The sequence below is a fragment of the Streptomyces sp. KM273126 genome (assembly GCF_004337435.2).
In the GTDB taxonomy this organism is placed as follows: domain Bacteria; phylum Actinomycetota; class Actinomycetes; order Streptomycetales; family Streptomycetaceae; genus Streptomyces; species Streptomyces acidicola.
The window spans coordinates 689,534-705,079 of the sequence record NZ_SJXB02000002.1 but is presented as its reverse complement, the minus strand read 5'-3'; the positions used below and the strand labels follow the sequence as shown (position 1 = coordinate 705,079).

At 70.2% G+C, this 15,546-nt stretch carries 13 protein-coding genes; 8 read left to right on the top strand and 5 right to left on the bottom strand.

All coding sequences use genetic code 11. The annotated features are described in order from the left end of the window. Positions 1 to 84 precede the first annotated feature (84 nt). A complete protein-coding gene (locus tag E0500_RS33730) occupies positions 85 to 1,326 on the top strand; it encodes an MFS transporter (RefSeq protein WP_131570680.1) in 1,242 nt (413 codons plus the stop codon). Between the two features lie 6 nt (positions 1,327 to 1,332). Here the strand turns inward: E0500_RS33730 and E0500_RS33725 are convergent, their stop codons facing one another. Continuing rightward, complete coding sequence (locus tag E0500_RS33725; RefSeq protein WP_131570684.1) at positions 1,333 to 2,502, bottom strand: hypothetical protein; 1,170 nt, start codon at positions 2,500 to 2,502, stop codon at positions 1,333 to 1,335. A gap of 22 nt (positions 2,503 to 2,524) precedes the next feature. Next, on the bottom strand, positions 2,525 to 3,472 hold the full coding sequence (locus tag E0500_RS33720) for a 5-dehydro-4-deoxyglucarate dehydratase (RefSeq protein ID WP_131570678.1): 948 nt from the start codon (positions 3,470 to 3,472) through the stop codon (positions 2,525 to 2,527). A gap of 266 nt (positions 3,473 to 3,738) precedes the next feature. On the opposite strand from E0500_RS33720, the gene E0500_RS33715 reads away from it, so the two are divergent. The 7 genes from E0500_RS33715 (at position 3,739) to E0500_RS33685 (ending at position 11,888) form a co-directional block, all read left to right on the top strand. Next, positions 3,739 to 4,563, top strand: coding sequence for an NAD(P)-dependent oxidoreductase (locus tag E0500_RS33715; RefSeq protein ID WP_131570677.1), 825 nt, complete (start codon positions 3,739 to 3,741; stop codon positions 4,561 to 4,563). 301 nt (positions 4,564 to 4,864) lie between these two features. After that, positions 4,865 to 5,635 (top strand): DeoR/GlpR family DNA-binding transcription regulator, encoded by a 771-nt coding sequence (locus tag E0500_RS33710; RefSeq protein WP_131570675.1) that lies wholly within the window; start codon positions 4,865 to 4,867, stop codon positions 5,633 to 5,635. Positions 5,636 to 5,752: 117 nt separating this feature from the next. Beyond that, a complete protein-coding gene (locus tag E0500_RS33705) occupies positions 5,753 to 7,123 on the top strand; it encodes a sugar ABC transporter substrate-binding protein (RefSeq protein WP_131570673.1) in 1,371 nt (456 codons plus the stop codon). Then, positions 7,120 to 8,058, top strand: a complete 939-nt coding sequence (locus E0500_RS33700) for a carbohydrate ABC transporter permease (protein WP_131570671.1) — start codon at positions 7,120 to 7,122, stop codon at positions 8,056 to 8,058. The genes E0500_RS33705 and E0500_RS33700 overlap by 4 nt, the downstream gene beginning before the upstream one ends. Next, positions 8,055 to 8,909: a carbohydrate ABC transporter permease gene (locus E0500_RS33695; RefSeq protein ID WP_131570669.1), complete on the top strand. Its 855-nt coding sequence runs from the start codon at positions 8,055 to 8,057 to the stop codon at positions 8,907 to 8,909. Before E0500_RS33700 ends, E0500_RS33695 begins: the two co-directional genes overlap by 4 nt. Further along, positions 8,906 to 9,895 (top strand): zinc-dependent alcohol dehydrogenase family protein, encoded by a 990-nt coding sequence (locus E0500_RS33690; protein ID WP_131570667.1) that lies wholly within the window; start codon positions 8,906 to 8,908, stop codon positions 9,893 to 9,895. The genes E0500_RS33695 and E0500_RS33690 overlap by 4 nt, the downstream gene beginning before the upstream one ends. 796 nt (positions 9,896 to 10,691) lie before the next feature. Then, positions 10,692 to 11,888 (top strand): TerD family protein, encoded by a 1,197-nt coding sequence (locus tag E0500_RS33685; RefSeq protein ID WP_181587466.1) that lies wholly within the window; start codon positions 10,692 to 10,694, stop codon positions 11,886 to 11,888. A gap of 107 nt (positions 11,889 to 11,995) precedes the next feature. Here the strand turns inward: E0500_RS33685 and E0500_RS33680 are convergent, their stop codons facing one another. From E0500_RS33680 to E0500_RS33670, 3 genes are read right to left on the bottom strand one after another with little or no spacing between them, the layout of a single operon-like run. After that, the gene (locus tag E0500_RS33680; RefSeq protein ID WP_131571738.1) at positions 11,996 to 12,868 is read right to left on the bottom strand and encodes a carbohydrate ABC transporter permease; all 873 of its coding nucleotides are present in this window, start codon (positions 12,866 to 12,868) and stop codon (positions 11,996 to 11,998) included. Next, the gene (locus E0500_RS33675) at positions 12,858 to 13,880 is read right to left on the bottom strand and encodes a carbohydrate ABC transporter permease (protein ID WP_131571736.1); all 1,023 of its coding nucleotides are present in this window, start codon (positions 13,878 to 13,880) and stop codon (positions 12,858 to 12,860) included. Before E0500_RS33675 ends, E0500_RS33680 begins: the two co-directional genes overlap by 11 nt. Before the next feature lies 1 nt (position 13,881). Further along, positions 13,882 to 15,174: an ABC transporter substrate-binding protein gene (locus tag E0500_RS33670; protein ID WP_131571733.1), complete on the bottom strand. Its 1,293-nt coding sequence runs from the start codon at positions 15,172 to 15,174 to the stop codon at positions 13,882 to 13,884. Positions 15,175 to 15,546: the final 372 nt, after the last annotated feature.

Sequence of the window (15,546 nt, the reverse complement as noted above, 5' to 3'; positions counted from 1 at the left end):
ACGCCGGCGGCCGTGCCGTCCACGGCGCTACTAGGGCACCTGCCCGATCCCCGTACCGGGGCCTTAGAACCACGATGACCGTGCATGACGACGAGGACATCCCGTGCGAGCACGTCGGCACGGCCCCTGGCACGCGTCCTGCGGGACCGCAACGCGCGGCTCTACCTGGCCGGGGTCGTGGTCTCCGGCTTCGGCACGTCCGCGCTCTGGCTGGCGTCCGGGATCTGGGTCAAGGACCTCACCGGGTCGAACGGGCTTGCCGCGCTCTCCATGCTGGCCATGTGGGCACCGACCCTGTTCGGCCCCCTCCTCGGCACCCTCGCCGACCGCACCCGCCGCAAGCCGCTCCTGATCCGGACGAACCTCGCCCTGGCGGCGCTCCTCCTCACCCTCTTCACCGTCGACTCCTCGGAGAGCCTGTGGCTCCTCTTCGCGGTGCTCATGGTGTACGGCGCGGCGGGCGTCGTCCACGACGCTGCCGAAGCGGCGCTGGTCGTCGGCGCGATCGCCCCGTCCCTGCTCGGCGACTTCAACGGTCTGCGGATGACGGCCAACGAGGGCATGAAGCTGGTGGCCCCGCTGGCCGGGGCGGGGATCTACGCGGCGTACGGCGGCGCGGCCGTGGCGCTGCTGGACGCGGTGACGTTCGTGTTGGCCACGGCGCTGTACGCGTGCGTGCGTGTCCACGAGCCCAAACCCGAACCGCCCACGTCGGGCTGGCGGGCGCAGACCGCCGAGGGCGCCCGCTTCCTCCGGGTCCACCGGGGTCTGCGCCCCCTGGTACTGGCGGGCGGCGCCACGATGTTCCTCTCGGGCGTCAACGGCGCCACGGTCTACGCCGTCGTCGACGGTCTCGGGCGCTCCCCCGCGTACGCCGGTGTGCTGTCCGTCGCCCAGGGCGTGGGCTCCGTGGCCGTCGGGCTGGTCTCCGGTCCGCTGATCCGGCGCCTCGGCGAACGGCGTTTCGCGGCGTGCGGGATCGCGCTCACGGCAGTCGCGGTGGGGCTGCGGGCGGTCCCGTCCGACGCGGTGGCCCTGGGGGCCGGTGCGGCGGTGGGGGCGGGCCTGCCGTGCGTGCTGATCGCGGCGCTCACGGCGGTGCAGCGGGAAACTCCCGGGCCGCTGCTGGGGCGCGTGGCCGCCACCGCCAACACCCTGCTCTTCGCGCCCACCGCGATCGGTCTGGCGGTGGGCGCGAGTCTGGTCGAACTGGTGGATCTCCAGGCGCTGCTGGCCGGCCTGGGGCTGGCCACCCTCCTGCCGGCATGGCACCTGCGACGCCTCCGGGTCACCGACGGGCCGGTGACCCGCCCGTCGGTGCCGTGACAGGCCTCACTCCAACCCCGACAGCCCCTCCCGCACCGCCGCCAGATCTCCGTCCGACGCCAACCCCGCGTGATACAGCCGCAGTTCGGTCGCCCCGAGCTCGGCCGCACGGGCCGCGTCCGCCCCGAGCGTCCCCGGGCTCCCGCCCATCCCGGACACCACGGGGAAGTTCGCGGCCAGGACCGCCCCCTCGCGCCCCTGCTCCGCGAACGGTGTCAACAGCCCCGGCCCGCCGGCGCAGGGCACGACCACGCCGTCCGCGACGGACAGGATGTGCGCGGGATCGACGCCCGCGTTCGCGCCCACGTGGTGGGTGACCGGGTCCGCGTGCAGCAGCACCTGGAAGCCCTCGGGCGCGGCGGTCCGGACGGCCGTGACCGCCGCCTCCTGGAGCGTGCGGGCGATCTCGTCGCGCCACGCGCGCGTGCCCGCCGCCCTGCCCTCCCCGAGCAGCTTCTCGACCGCCGGCCAGCCCCCGTCGTCGGGCGCGCCCCGCCACACCGGCTCCAGTGCGTCCCGGACGGCCGCCGCCAACTCGTCGGCGTCAAGCCCCTGCGCGCCGTACCCCTCGCGGCACGTCCCGCAGAAGCACAGCGACATCAGGTACTGCCCGGCGTCGCCGAGCGCCACCCCACCGGTCTTGTCGTGCGCGTGGAGGTGAGCGAGCCCGTACCAGCCCAGCGACTCCAGCTCCGTTCCCCGCGCCCCCGGCCGTACCGCCGCCTCGACGGCCAGGTCCACCAGGTACTGACGTGTCTCCGGCTGCGCGACGCACGGCGCCCACACGTAGCGGTCGCCGTACGCGTTGACCACGGAGGTGTCCGGGAACTCGGCGCCCAGCCGGGAGTTGTGCGCGAGCACGACCCAGGTGTGCACCTCCAGGCCGGCGGCCGCCAGCGCCTCGGCCGCGTCCGCATACGCGTCGCCGGGCGCCCACTCCCCGGCGCGGTACGGCCGCAGTCGTCGCCCCGACCAGCGTGCCTCGTCCGGCGGGTACAGCACGGCGGCGTGCTCGGCCGTGACGATCCGGTGCCGGGGGTGCCGGGGTGTGAGCGCGCGCGTGGAGTGGTACGCGGAGGCGAGTGTCGCCTGCCGCACTCCGAGCCCCGCGATGAACTCCCCGGCTGCCGGGTCCCCGTTGACGTCCCAGGGGTAGACGAACGCCGACGCCTTCACCATGTCCTCCTCCAGGCCTGGTTCACAGCAGCGCGTACCCGCGCTCGATCAGTTGCGCGAGCTGCTTGACATGATCCTCGGTCGGTTCGTGCAGAGGCGGCCGCACCTCGCCCACGTCGAGTCCGCGCAGCCGTACCCCGGCCTTCACCAGGGACACCGCGTAGCCGCGTCCCTGGGCGCGCAGTTCGACGAACGGCCGGTAGAAGCCGTCCACGAGGCGTTCCGCCGTCGCGTCGTCGCCCGAGGTGAACGCCCGGTGGAAGGCGAGGGCGATCTCCGGTGCGAAGCAGAACACCGCGGACGAGTACAGGGTGATGCCGATGCCCCGGTAGGCGAGCCCCGTCAGTTCGGCTGTCGGGAGGCCGTTGAAGTACAGGAACTCGCCCGGGACCTCGCTCCGTACGGTGCTCACGATGCGCTGCATCAGGTCGAGGTCGCCGAGGCCGTCCTTGAAGCCGATGATCCCCTCGGTGCGGGCGAGTTCGACCGCCGTTCCGGGGGTGAAGACGGCGTTGTCGCGCTGGTAGACGATCAGCGGCAGCGGGGTTGCCGCCGACAACTCGCGGTAGTGCCGCAGCAGGCCCTCCTGGGGTGCCTGCACGAGGTAGGGCGGCATGGCGAGCAGCCCGTCGGCCCCGGCCTCCTCGGCGAGCCGCGCGTACCGCACGGCGAGCGCGGTCCCGTACCCCGCGCCCGCCACGACGGGCACCTGGCCCGCTGTCTCGTCGACGGCGGCGCGTACGCAAGCGTGGAACTCCTCGGGAGTGAGCGCGTGGAACTCACCCGTGCCGCAGCAGGCGAAGACGGCGGCGGCCCCGGCGTCGACACCCCGGCGCACGTGCGTGCGGTACGCGTCCAGGTCGACCGCGCCGTCCGGGCCGTAGGCCGTGACGGGGAAGAAGAGCGGCCCGCTGGGGATGCTGAGCCGAGCGGCGAGGGGGGCTGAGGTCACGGGCTCTCCCAGGTCCATGTCTCTGATCCATGTTTCTGATCAGCGTCCATATTTCTGAACTCGCCTACGCTAAGCCGCCCCCTTCGGGCCGGTCAAGCGCGCCAACCCGCGACACACCAGCGGATTCCCCGCCTTCACGCCCCTCTTGACGCACGAGACCACAACTCCCTAGCGTGTCCATGAATGTGAATGCGGTATGCACATGCGCACAACGCACTTCTGGCTGATACACACCGCTCTGGCTGATACGCACCGCGCTTCCGGTGATTCAAGGAGACCCGAGGATGCCCGCTCCCCGCACCGTTCTGCTCACCGGCGCCGCCGGCGGACTCGGCACCCTGATGCGGGAACTGCTCCCGGAGTACGGTTACGAACTCCGCCTCCTCGACGTGCGCCCCATCGAGGGCGAGCCGGACGCGGTCATCGCCGACCTCGCCGACCGGGACGCCCTGCGCGAGGCCGTCCGGGGCGTCGATGCGATCATCCACCTCGCCGGCATCTCCCTGGAAGCCCCCTTCGAGAAGATCCTGAAGGCGAACATCGAGGGGACGTACAACCTGTACGAGGCCGCCCGCGAAGAGGGGGTCGAGCGGATCGTCTTCGCCTCCTCCAACCACGCCGTCGGCTTCACGCCCCGCCCCCGGGGTGACGCCCCCTTTGATGCGGGCGCGCTGATCCCGGTCGATACCCCGCACCGCCCCGACACCTTCTACGGCCTGTCCAAGTCCTTCGGCGAGGACCTCGCCCAGCTCTACTGGGACCTGCACGGCGTGGAGACCGTCTCCGTACGCATCGGCTCCTGCTTCAGGGAGCCCACGAGCGTGCGCATGCTGTCGGTCTGGATGAGCCCCGAGGACGGCGCCCGCCTCTTCCACGCGGCCCTGACCGCCGAGGACGTGGAGCACACCGTCGTGTACGGCTCCTCCGCCAACACCCGCCTGTGGTGGGACCTGACGACCGCCCGGGCCCTCGGCTACGAACCGCGGGACGACTCCGAGCCGTACGCCGAGAAGCTGATCGCCGAGCAGGGCGAGCTCGACCCGGAGAACGTGGCGCACGCCTACCTCGGCGGCCACTTCGTGAGCGAACCGCCCATCTGGCCGTACTGACCCGGCCGAACGGCCGCAAGCACGCAATCCAGCCGTACCGGCGCCGTGACGAGAGGCGCTCCTGGGGCGGGCGGGCACCGAACGGGCCCGCCCGCCCCGGCATTCGGGCACCGCTCCTGCCCGATCTCACGCACGCCCCAGGTCCCAGCCGGGCAACCACCGCGTGAAACGGGCACAGCCGGGCACCATCGGGCGCGCAACAAGCCTGGTCAGCGACGCACACCGGCTGTAGAACTTCCCCCATGGGTCCTACCGGGCCCGAACGGGCAGCAACGGAGCTGCCGTTTAGCAGGGAGAGCAGGTGTCGGCCATGAGCGCGGAAGAAAGACAGCGCGAGATCGTCAAGGCCGCGCGCCGCGCGGGATCGGTCGACGTCACCACGCTCGCCGCCGAACTGGGCGTCGCCAGGGAAACCGTACGGCGCGACCTGCGAGCCCTGGAGGACCACGGCCTGGTCCGCCGCACCCACGGCGGGGCCTACCCCGTGGAGAGCGCCGGGTTCGAGACGACGCTCGCCTTCCGCGCCACCAGCCACGTCCCCGAGAAGCGGCGGATCGCGACCGCGGCGGCGGAACTGCTCGGGGACGCCGAGACGGTCTTCGTCGACGAGGGCTTCACCCCACAGCTCATCGCCGAGGCGCTGCCCAGGGACCGGCCACTGACGGTGGTCACCGCCTCCCTCGCCACCGCGGGAGCACTCGCGGAGGCAGGCAACACCACCGTGCTGCTCCTCGGCGGCCGGGTGCGCCCCGGCACCCTCGCGACCGTCGACCACTGGACGACGAAGATGCTCTCCGGGTTCGTCATCGACCTGGCGTACATCGGCGCCAACGGCATCTCGCGCGACCACGGACTCACCACCCCCGACCCCGCGGTCAGCGAGGTCAAGACCCAGGCCGTCCGGGCCGCCCGGCGCACGGTCTTCGCCGGCGTGCACACCAAGTTCGGCGCGGTCAGCTTCTGCCGGTTCGCGGACATCGGCGCGCTGGAGGCGATCGTCACGAGCACGCTGCTGCCCGCGTCCGAGGCCCACCGTTACTCGCTGCTGGGACCCCAGGTCATACGAGTCTGAAAACCGAACCGACCCCGCCCACCTTCGTACGAAAACCAAACCGACACCCCCAGGGCACTCCCGCGCCCACCTTCACCCCTTATCCCCCCATTCTCCCCATACGCCCAGGAGCGATCCATGCGAATCCCGAGCCGACGGAGGCCGCGCACCGTATTTGTCGCGGCCGCCGCAGGGACGCTGCTCGCCCCGCTGCTCTCCGGCTGCTGGACCGGAGCCGGCGGGACGGGTTCCGGCGGCGACTCCATCAATGTGCTGATGGTCAACAACCCGCAGATGGTCGAGCTGCAGAAGCTCACCCGCGCCCACTTCACCAAGGACACCGGCATCAAGGTGAACTTCACCGTGCTGCCGGAGAACGACGTCCGCGACAAGATCAGCCAGGACTTCGCCAACCAGGCGGGCCAGTACGACGTAGCCACGCTCAGCAACTACGAGATACCGATCTACGCCCGCAACGACTGGCTGCGCGCGATGGACCCGTACGTCGCCAAGGACGCCGCCTTCGACCAGAAGGACATCCTGGGGCCGATGCGCCAGTCCCTGACCGGCGACGACGGCAAGACGTACGGACAGCCGTTCTACGGCGAGTCGTCCTTCCTGATGTACCGCAAGGACGTGTTCGCCGAGAAGGGGCTGACCATGCCCGAGCAGCCCACCTGGCAGCAGGTGGCGGACCTCGCCGCGAAGGCCGACGGGGCCGAGGAGGGCATGAAGGGCATCTGCCTGCGCGGACTTCCCGGCTGGGGTGAGGTGATGGCCCCGCTCACCACCGTCGTCAACACCTTCGGCGGCACCTGGTTCGACAAGGACTGGACGGCCCGCCTGAACTCCCCCGAGTTCGAGAAGGCCACCAAGTTCTACGTCGACCTCGTCCGCGAGCACGGCGAGTCCGGCGCCGCCCAGGCCGGCTTCGCCGAGTGCCTGAACAACATGACCCAGGGCAAGGTCTCCATGTGGTACGACGCCACGTCCGCGGCCGGCTCCCTGGAGGCCGCGGGGTCCCCGGTCAAGAACAAGATCGGATACGCGCCGGCGCCGGTCGAGGAGACGAAGTCCTCCGGCTGGCTCTACACCTGGGCCTGGGGCATCCAGCAGGCGTCCCGGAACCCCGACAAGGCCTGGAAGTTCGTCTCCTGGGCGTCCAGCAAGGAGTACGAGCAGCTGGTCGGCGACCAGATCGGCTGGTCCAACGTGCCCGCGGGCAAGCGGGCGTCGACCTACACGAACCCGGCCTACGTCAAGGAGGCCTCCGCCTTCCAGGAGATGACGAAGGAGGCCATCGAGGGCGCCCGGCCCACCGACCCGGGGGTGCAGCCGCGTCCCGCGCCCGGTATCCAGTTCGTCGGCATCCCCGAGTTCACCGACCTCGGCACCAAGGTCTCCCTGGAGATCAGCGCGGCCATCGCCGGACGCCAGTCCGTCGAGTCGGCCCTGAAGAAGTCGCAAGCACTCGCCGAGCGGATCTCCGAGGAGTACGAGGGACGATGACCGCGACCACGACAGCCCCGATGGCCACAGCGCCCGCGCAGACGGCGGGCAAACCCGCGTCCCGCCTGCGCGACTGGGCCACCAGGGGCCCGCTCCTCCCCGCCCTGATCTTCATGATCGTCGTGACCCAGCTGCCGTTCGTGGCGACGCTGGTGATCTCCTTCTTCGACTGGAACTCCCTCTACCCCGACGCCCGCAGCTTCGCGGGCCTCGCCAACTACCAACAGGTCCTGACCGACCCCGACCTGCGCCGCTCCGTCTGGACGACGGTCCTCCTCACGGTCACCGTGGTCCTGGCCAGCCTGGTGCTCGGCCTCGGCCTCGCCCTCCTCCTGGACCGCCGCTTCCGAGGCCGGGGCATCGTCCGCACCCTCCTGATCGCCCCCTTCCTGGTGGTCCCGGTGGCCGCGGCCCTGCTCTGGAAGCATGTGCTCTTCAACCCCGAATACGGCCTGTTCAACGGCCTGTTGCACTACGTCGGCGGCCCGCAGCCGGACTGGATCTCCGACACCCCGCTGCTCGCGGTCGAGGCCTCCCTGATCTGGCAGTGGACGCCGTTCATGATGCTGATCCTGCTGGCCGGGCTGCAGAGCCGCGACCACCAGCAGATCGAGGCCGCCCGCGTGGACGGCGCGAGCGACTGGCAGATCTTCCGCCACCTCACACTGCCGCACCTGCGCCGCTACCTGGAACTCGGCGCCCTGCTTGGTTCGATCTACATCGTGCAGAACTTCGACGCGGTCTTCACCATCACGTCCGGAGGGCTCGGCACGGCCAACCTCCCCTACACCGTCTACCAGACCTTCTACCAGGCCCACGAGAACGGCCTCGCCTCGGCCGCGGGCGTCCTCGTCGTCATCGGTTCGATCATCATCGCGACGTTCGCGCTGCGCGTGGTCTCGTCGCTGTTCCGCGAGGAGGCGTCCCGCGCATGAGTACCGCGAGCGCTGCACCTGTACGTTCCCGGCGTATCCGGGGAGCCGGCCTCGGCGTGGCCGCCTGGCTGATCGGCCTGCTGTTCTTCCTCCCCATCGCCTGGATGGCACTGACGTCCTTCCACTCGGAGGCGGACGCGGCGACCAACCCGCCGTCCTGGGCGGCGGCCCTCACCCTCGACGGCTACCGCGAGTTCTTCGGCGTGGGCGGCGGCGCGAGCCCGTGGCCCGCACTCATCAACTCCACGGTGGCGTCGCTGGCGTCGACGCTGTGCGTCCTGCTGCTGGCCCTGCCCGCGGCGTACGCGCTGTCGATCCGCCCGGTGAAGAAGTGGACGGACGTCCTGTTCTTCTTCCTGTCGACGAAGATGCTGCCGGTGGTGGCGGGCCTGCTCCCGATCTATCTCTTCGCCAAGAACACGGACTTCCTGGACAACATCTGGCTGCTGGTCATCCTCTACACGTCGATGAACCTGCCGATCGCCGTCTGGATGATGCAGTCGTTCCTGGCGGAGGTGCCGGTGGCGATCATCGAGGCCGCGCACCTGGACGGCGCGCGCCTTCCGACGATCCTGGCACGCGTGGTGGCGCCGATCGCGGCGCCGGGCATCGCGGCAACCGCCCTGATCTGCTTCATCTTCAGCTGGAACGAACTGCTCTTCGCCCGGGTGCTCACGGGCGTGGTCGCCGAGACCGCCCCCGTCTTCCTGACCGGCTTCATCACCAGCCAGGGCCTGTTCCTGGCGAAGGTGTGCGCCGCGTCGCTCGTCATCTCCCTGCCGGTGCTCGCCGCGGGGTTCGCCGCCCAGGACAAACTGGTCCAGGGCCTGTCGTTGGGAGCCGTGAAATGAAGGCCGCCGTCATCGAGTCCGTGGGCAGGGCTGTCGTCTCCGAGGTCCCGGACCCGACGCCCGGTCCTCGTGAGGTCGTCGTCGAGGTGGCGGCCTGCGGCCTGTGCGGTACCGACCTGCACATTCTCCAGGGCGAGTTCGCGCCGAAGCTGCCGATCGTGCCGGGGCACGAGTTCGCGGGCGAGGTGGTCGGGGTGGGAGCCCAGGTCACGGAGGTGTCGGTCGGCGACCGGGTGGCGGTGGACCCGTCGCTGTACTGCTACGAGTGCCGGTACTGCCGCACGGGCCACAACAACCTCTGCGAACGCTGGGCCGCGATCGGGGTGACCACGGCGGGCGGTGCGGCGCAGTACGCGGTGGCGCCGGTGGCGAACTGCGTACGGCTCCCCGAGCACATCCGCACCCAGGACGCGGCCCTGATCGAGCCCCTGTCGTGCGCGGTCCGCGGCTACGACGTGCTCCAGTCCCGTCTGGGCGCGCACGTGCTGATCTACGGCTCGGGGACGATGGGCCTGATGATGCTGGAGCTCGCGAAGCGTACGGGGGCAGCGAGTGTGGACGTGGTGGACGTGAACGCCTCCCGTCTGGAGACGGCCCGGCAGCTGGGCGTTTCGTCCTCCGCGGCGAACCCCGACGAACTGGACCGGCCGCAGGGCTGGGACGTGGTGGTGGACGCGACGGGCAACGCGGCCGCGATCCAGGACGGACTGGGGCGGGTGGCCAAGGCCGGCACGTTCCTGCAGTTCGGAGTGGCCGACTACGCGACCCGGGTGACGATCGATCCGTACCGCATCTATAACCAAGAGATCACCATCACGGGTTCGATGGCGGTGCTGCACAGCTTCGAGCGCGCGGCGGAGTTGTTCGCGGCGGGTGTCCTCGACCCCGAGATCTTCATCAGCGACCGCCTGCCCCTGACGAACTACCCCCAGGCACTGGAACAGTTCGCGTCCGGGGTGGGGAGGAAGATCGTGGTGGTGCCGTAAGGGGAGGGGGCCGGTTGGGCGCGTCGGGGGCGGTTTCCCGCCCCCGCCGCCCCTACCCGTCCCATCCCAGGGGCTCCGCCCCTTCAACCCCGGCCCAAGGGGCTGCGCCCCCGGACCCCAGGCTCTGGGGCTCCGCCCTGGACCCCGTATTTCGGGACTCCGCCCCGGACCTCGTATTTCGGGACTCCGCCCCGGACCTCGTATCTCGGGACTCCGCCCCGGACCCCATGCTTCGGGGGCCAGCCCCCGGACCCCCGCTCCTCAAACGCCGGAGAGGCTGAATGGTGCGGCCGGGGCCGGAACCTTCCCGCCGGGGCCGGAACCTTCTCACCGGGGCCGGGCCCCTCCGACCGGGCCGGGCCCCTCCGCCCGCGGCAGGCCCCTCCACCCGCGGCAGGCCCCTCCGGCCAGGGCGAGCATCCTCCGGCCAGGGTCGGCTTCCTCCGGCTGAGGCTGAGATCTTCCGGCTCCGGACTTCCAGCCGAGGCCGGACACCAGACACCACCAGCCCGTCCGGCGTTTGAGGACGAGGCCGTTCAGGCCGACAAAACACCCACTCACCCGCACACAACCCACCCACCCCAGCACCCCACCACGGGGGCCTGGGGGCGCAGCCCCCAGGGATGGGACGGGTAGGGGCGGCGGGGGCGAAGGAAACCCTGGGCCCAGCAGCCCGCACCCCGCAACCCTCACAACCCCCACACCCCCCACACCCCCACTGACCCGAACGGCCCCCGGGCAAGCCTGGGTAAGGGAACGGTAAAGCGACCTGGATCGTTCACGGGGCATGACAGCTATGACCCCCGGCTCGAACATCCCTCTCGCCACCGCCCGCGTGACGGTGGACGTCGCCGCCCCCGTGCGGCTCGACGTATCGGGCCTGCTGCTCACCGCCGACGGCAAGGTGCGCTCCGACGACGACTTCATCTTCTACAACCAGCCCCAGGGCCCGGGCGTGACGTACCGCTCCGGCGGCGGCACCAGCCCCGACGCGATCACGGTCGACACCACCGCCGTCCCCCCGGGCATCGAGAAGATCGTGGTCACCGCGAGCCCGGACGCGGCGGGCCAGACCTTCCAGGGCATCGAACCCACGGCGACCGTTCGCAACGCGGACGACAACTCCGTCCTGGCCACCTTCACCCCGCCCCAGCTCGGCACGGAGACGGCCCTGGTGGTCGTCGAGATCTACCTGCGCAACGGAGCGTGGAAGGCCCGAGCCGTCGGCCAGGGGTACGCCAACGGCCTGGCGGGCATCGCGACGGACTTCGGCGTGACGGTGGAGGAGCCGGCGGCCCCCGCCCCCACACCCGCGCCCGCTCAGGCGCCGGCCGCCCCGCCCATGGACCCCCGCGTCACGGCACCCCCGGCCCCGGCCGCGCCCCCGGCACCCGCCACCCCGCCCCCGGGCACCGGCAAGATCAACCTCGACAAGGGGCGCGTCAGCCTCCAGAAGAACCAGACGGTGTCCCTGGTCAAGGCCGGCCGCCCGCTGCTCTCCCAGGTCAAGATGGGCCTCGGCTGGGAGCCGGCGTACCGGGGCAAGGACATCGACCTGGACGCCTCGGTCATCGCGTACGGCCCGCAGCGCAACCACATCGACAGCTGCTACTTCGGCAAGCTCCAGATCCTGAACGGCGCGGTCCGGCACGCCGGCGACAACCTCACGGGTGAGGGCGGAGGTGACGACGAGGTGATCACGGTCGACCTCGGCCGTCTTCCCCAGGAGGTCAGCGGACTGGTCTTCACGGTCAACTCCTTCTCCGGACAGAAGTTCACCGAGGTCGCCAAGGCCTACTGCCGCCTCCTGGACGCGGCGACCGGCGAGGAGCTGGTCCGCTTCGACCTCACCAGCGCCGAGGCGCAGACCGGTGTGATGATGGCGAAGATGATCCGCCAGTTCTCCGGCGAGTGGGAGATGACGGCCATGGGCGACTTCGTGAAGTCCCGCACGGTGAAGGGGATGGTGAAGCCGGCGGCCCAGGCCCTTTAGCCATCCCTTGAGCCGCCCCCATCCCCACCACGACGTCCGGGGCGCCCCCGCTGCGGGGGCGCCCGGCGCGTACTTGTGCCGCCGCGGCGGTCCGAGTCGCCGTACCGCTACATCTTCGTCGCCCCCGCGGCCAGGTCCCTCAGGAAGTGCCGCGCCCCGATCAGGAACACCACGATCAGCGGGATCACACTCATCAGTGCCCCGGCCATCACGAGGGAGTAGTCGGAGTTGTACAGGGTGTTGAGGTTCGCGAGGGCGACCTGAAGGGTGACTTTGTCCGGGTTGATCATGACGACCAGGGGCCAGATGTAGTCGTTCCAGAGGCCGATGAAGGTGAAGATGCCAAGGAAGGCGAGGGCCGGACGGAACAGCGGCAGTGCCACCGTCCAGTACAGCCGGAAGAAGCCGGCGCCGTCGATCCGCCCGGCGTCGAGCAGTTCGTCGGGCAGCGAGTTCTGCGCGTACTGACGCATCCAGAAGATACCGAAGGCGTTGGCCACGCTGGGAATGATCAGTGCGTTCAGTGAACCGGCCCACCCGAACTCGGCCATGGTGACGAACTGCGGCACCAGGGAGAGCTGGGCGGGAATCATGTACGTGACCAGGAGCATCCCGAAGAGGAACTTCTTGGCCGGGAACTCGTACTTGGCGAAGGCGAACGCGGCCAGCGAGTCGAAGAACAGCACCAGCGCGGTCCCGAGCACAGCGACGACGATCGTGTTGAAGAGGGAGCCGAAGAAATCGACGGTGTCGAGCACCCGCCGCATGTTGTCCAGCAGGTGCGGGCCCGGCACGAGCTTGGGCGGGTAGCGGTAGATGTCCTGGGTGGTGCCGGAAGCCATCACCACCAGCCAGTAGAAGGGGAACAGCGAGATCAGCACGCCCAGGAGCAGCGCCGCCCGCACACAGATCCGGGTGAGCCTGCTGCCGGAGCCGATGCCGAGGCCCGCGCTGCCGGTCGTCCTCTCGTCAGCGGCCATTGCGGACTCCCTTGCGTCGCAGCAGACCGGCGATGCCGGGTCGGCGGTCGTCGCGGTCGGAGCCCGACACCAGCCGCCAGTTGATGATCGTGAAGATCGCGATGATCGCGAAGAGGAGCCAGCCCATGGCCGCCCCGTAGCCGAACTGGTGCTCCTTGAAGGCCTTCTGCCACAGATAGAGCACGATGGTCATCCCTTCCTGGCCCGGTCCGCCCGTGGTTCCGACGTCGGTCGACTGGAAGAGCACCTGGGACTCGGTGAAGATCTGCAGGCCGTTGATGGTGGACGTGACGGCGGCGAAGAGGATCACCGGGCGCAGCTGCGGCACCACGACCCGGAAGAGGGTCTGCCAGCTGTTCGCGCCGTCGACGCGGGCGGCCTCGAAGTGCTCGGTGGGGATGGCCTGGAGGCCCGCCAGGAAGATGAGCGCGTTGTAGCCGACCCACCGCCAGATGATCATGATGGCGACGGACGACTTGATGCCCCACTCCGAGGACAGCCAGCCGACACCGTCGAGCCCGACGGCCCGCAGTACCGAGTTGGCCAGGCCCGCCTGAGCGAAGACCGAGCCGAAGACGATGGTCATGGCAACCATCGACGTGACGTTGGGGATGAAGTACGCGACCCGCAACGCGCCGGTGAAGCGGACCTGCGAGTGCAGCAGGAACGCGAGCACCAGGGCGAGGAACAGCATCGGCACCGTGGCCAGGAACCAGATCTCGAAGGTGTTGAGCACCGAGTGCCAGAACACCGAGTCCTGGAGCAGCCAGCCGTACTGCTTGAGGCCGACGAACCGCATGTCGCCGATGCCGTCCCAGTCCTGGAAGGACAGGTAGAGGGAGTAGACCACCGGGAAGGTGCCGAAAACGGCGAACAGCACATAGAACGGGGAGACGGCGAGGATCGGCGGGACATGCCGTCTGCGTCCGCCCGGGGCGGTGGACCGGCCGCGGCGGGTGGCCCGCCGCTCTTCTGCCGCCGGCGCGTCCGCGGGGTCGAGAACCGTGGCCATGTCAGCTCACCCCCAGCCGGGACAGCGTGGTCGCGGCGGTGTTCACCGCGTCGCGCCAGGCCCTGTCGGGGTTCTTGCCGAGCATTTCCACGTTGGTCAGCTCCTGGAAGAACGGGGTGTTGGCGCTCTCCTCGTACGGGCTGAAGTAGACGACCGGGGCCTTCTGGGCGGCCGGGCCGAAGACATCGATGGGCTGCTGACCCCCGAAGAAGGGGTCGGGCGTGTGCATCGCGGGGTCGGCGTAGGAGGCCGGGGTGGTGGGGAACAGGGCCATCTCCTGGTAGCTCTTGAGCTGGTTCGCCGGGCTGAGCAGCCACTTCAGAAAGGCGAAGGCCGCCTCCGGGTCCCGGCAGTAGCGGGTCAGGGTCAGGTACGAGCCGCCGTAGTTGGCCGGGCCGTCCGGCAGGGTGGTCAGCCGCCAGGTCCCTGAGGTCTTCGGCGCGGTGTCCTTCAGGCCGTTGATGGCCCACACCGCCGTCGTCATCGTGGCGACCCGGCCTCCGCTCATGGCCGCGTTGAAGTCGGGCGTCCCGTCCGTGATCCCGGCGCTGAGCCGCTGGCGGAGGAGCTCCACGGAGAGGTCCCAGGCGCGCCGGATGTGCTGCTGGTCGCCGATGAAGCGGTTGTACGCGTCCACGAACTGCTTGGGGCTCTGGAGCAGAACCTGCTGGAAGACGTTGCCGATGTTGCTCACCAGGTACGGCTTGCCGGGCCCCTTCGCCCGCAGCGTCCGCCCGGCGGCGATGAACTTCTCCCAGGTGGGGATCTCCTCGGCGACGTCCTCCGGTTCGTGGGGCAGTCCGGCCTTCTGGAAGAGATCCCTGCGGTAGTAGAGCGCGGTGGGGCCGGCGTCGAGGGGGAAGCCGATCATCCGGCCCGACGGGGTGAAGCAGCTCTCCCACTTCCAGTCGAGGTAGCTGTCCCGGACCGATTCCGCGCCGAGCGTTCTGAGGTCCAGGAACTCGTTCTCGTCGGGGAAGAACGTGGCGAGGTTGTCGGAGTTCGCGACCGTGATGTCCGGTACGTAGGCGCGGGCGGCGAGGCTGGTGCGCACCTTGGAGTCGATGTCGCCGTCGGGGATCTGCGAGCCCCGCACCTTCAGCCCCGGCATACCCGGAACGCCGCGTTTGGCGGTGGCGAGCAGTTTGTCGCTGAGTGCGCCCTTCCAGTACCAGAGGCTGAGGTGGTCGGTGCCCGCGGAGGCCGAGCCGCTGCTCGCCCCGCATCCCGACATTCCCAGGAGAGCGGCGCCCGCGCCGCCCAGGGAGACCCCCAGCAGCCTTCTGCGGGTCATCGTTCGATGGTCCATGGGCGCGCACTCACTTTCCGGGCACGGCTCGGCCAGGGCATGGCGCCCTCGGGCCCGCTGACGGGTGGGTGAAGCTGGAAGACAACGATGTCGGCAGATGGATCCGGGCTCGGGCCGACAGCGCCTTGGGGGTTCGTGAGCGTTCACGTGAACGTTGCCGTCGAGTATCGGGTCGGCCGAAAACCAGTGTCAAGGGACGTACGTGGTGGATGTGTTGAGGCCAATGGGCCGACATATCGATACTCCGGGTGGATGCGCCGAAGCGTCCCGACGGTGCCTGCGGGGGTGACGCCGGGTACGCCCCAGGCTTTCAGGGGCGCGGGGCTGTTCTGGATATGCGGCTCCGCCGCGCGGGCG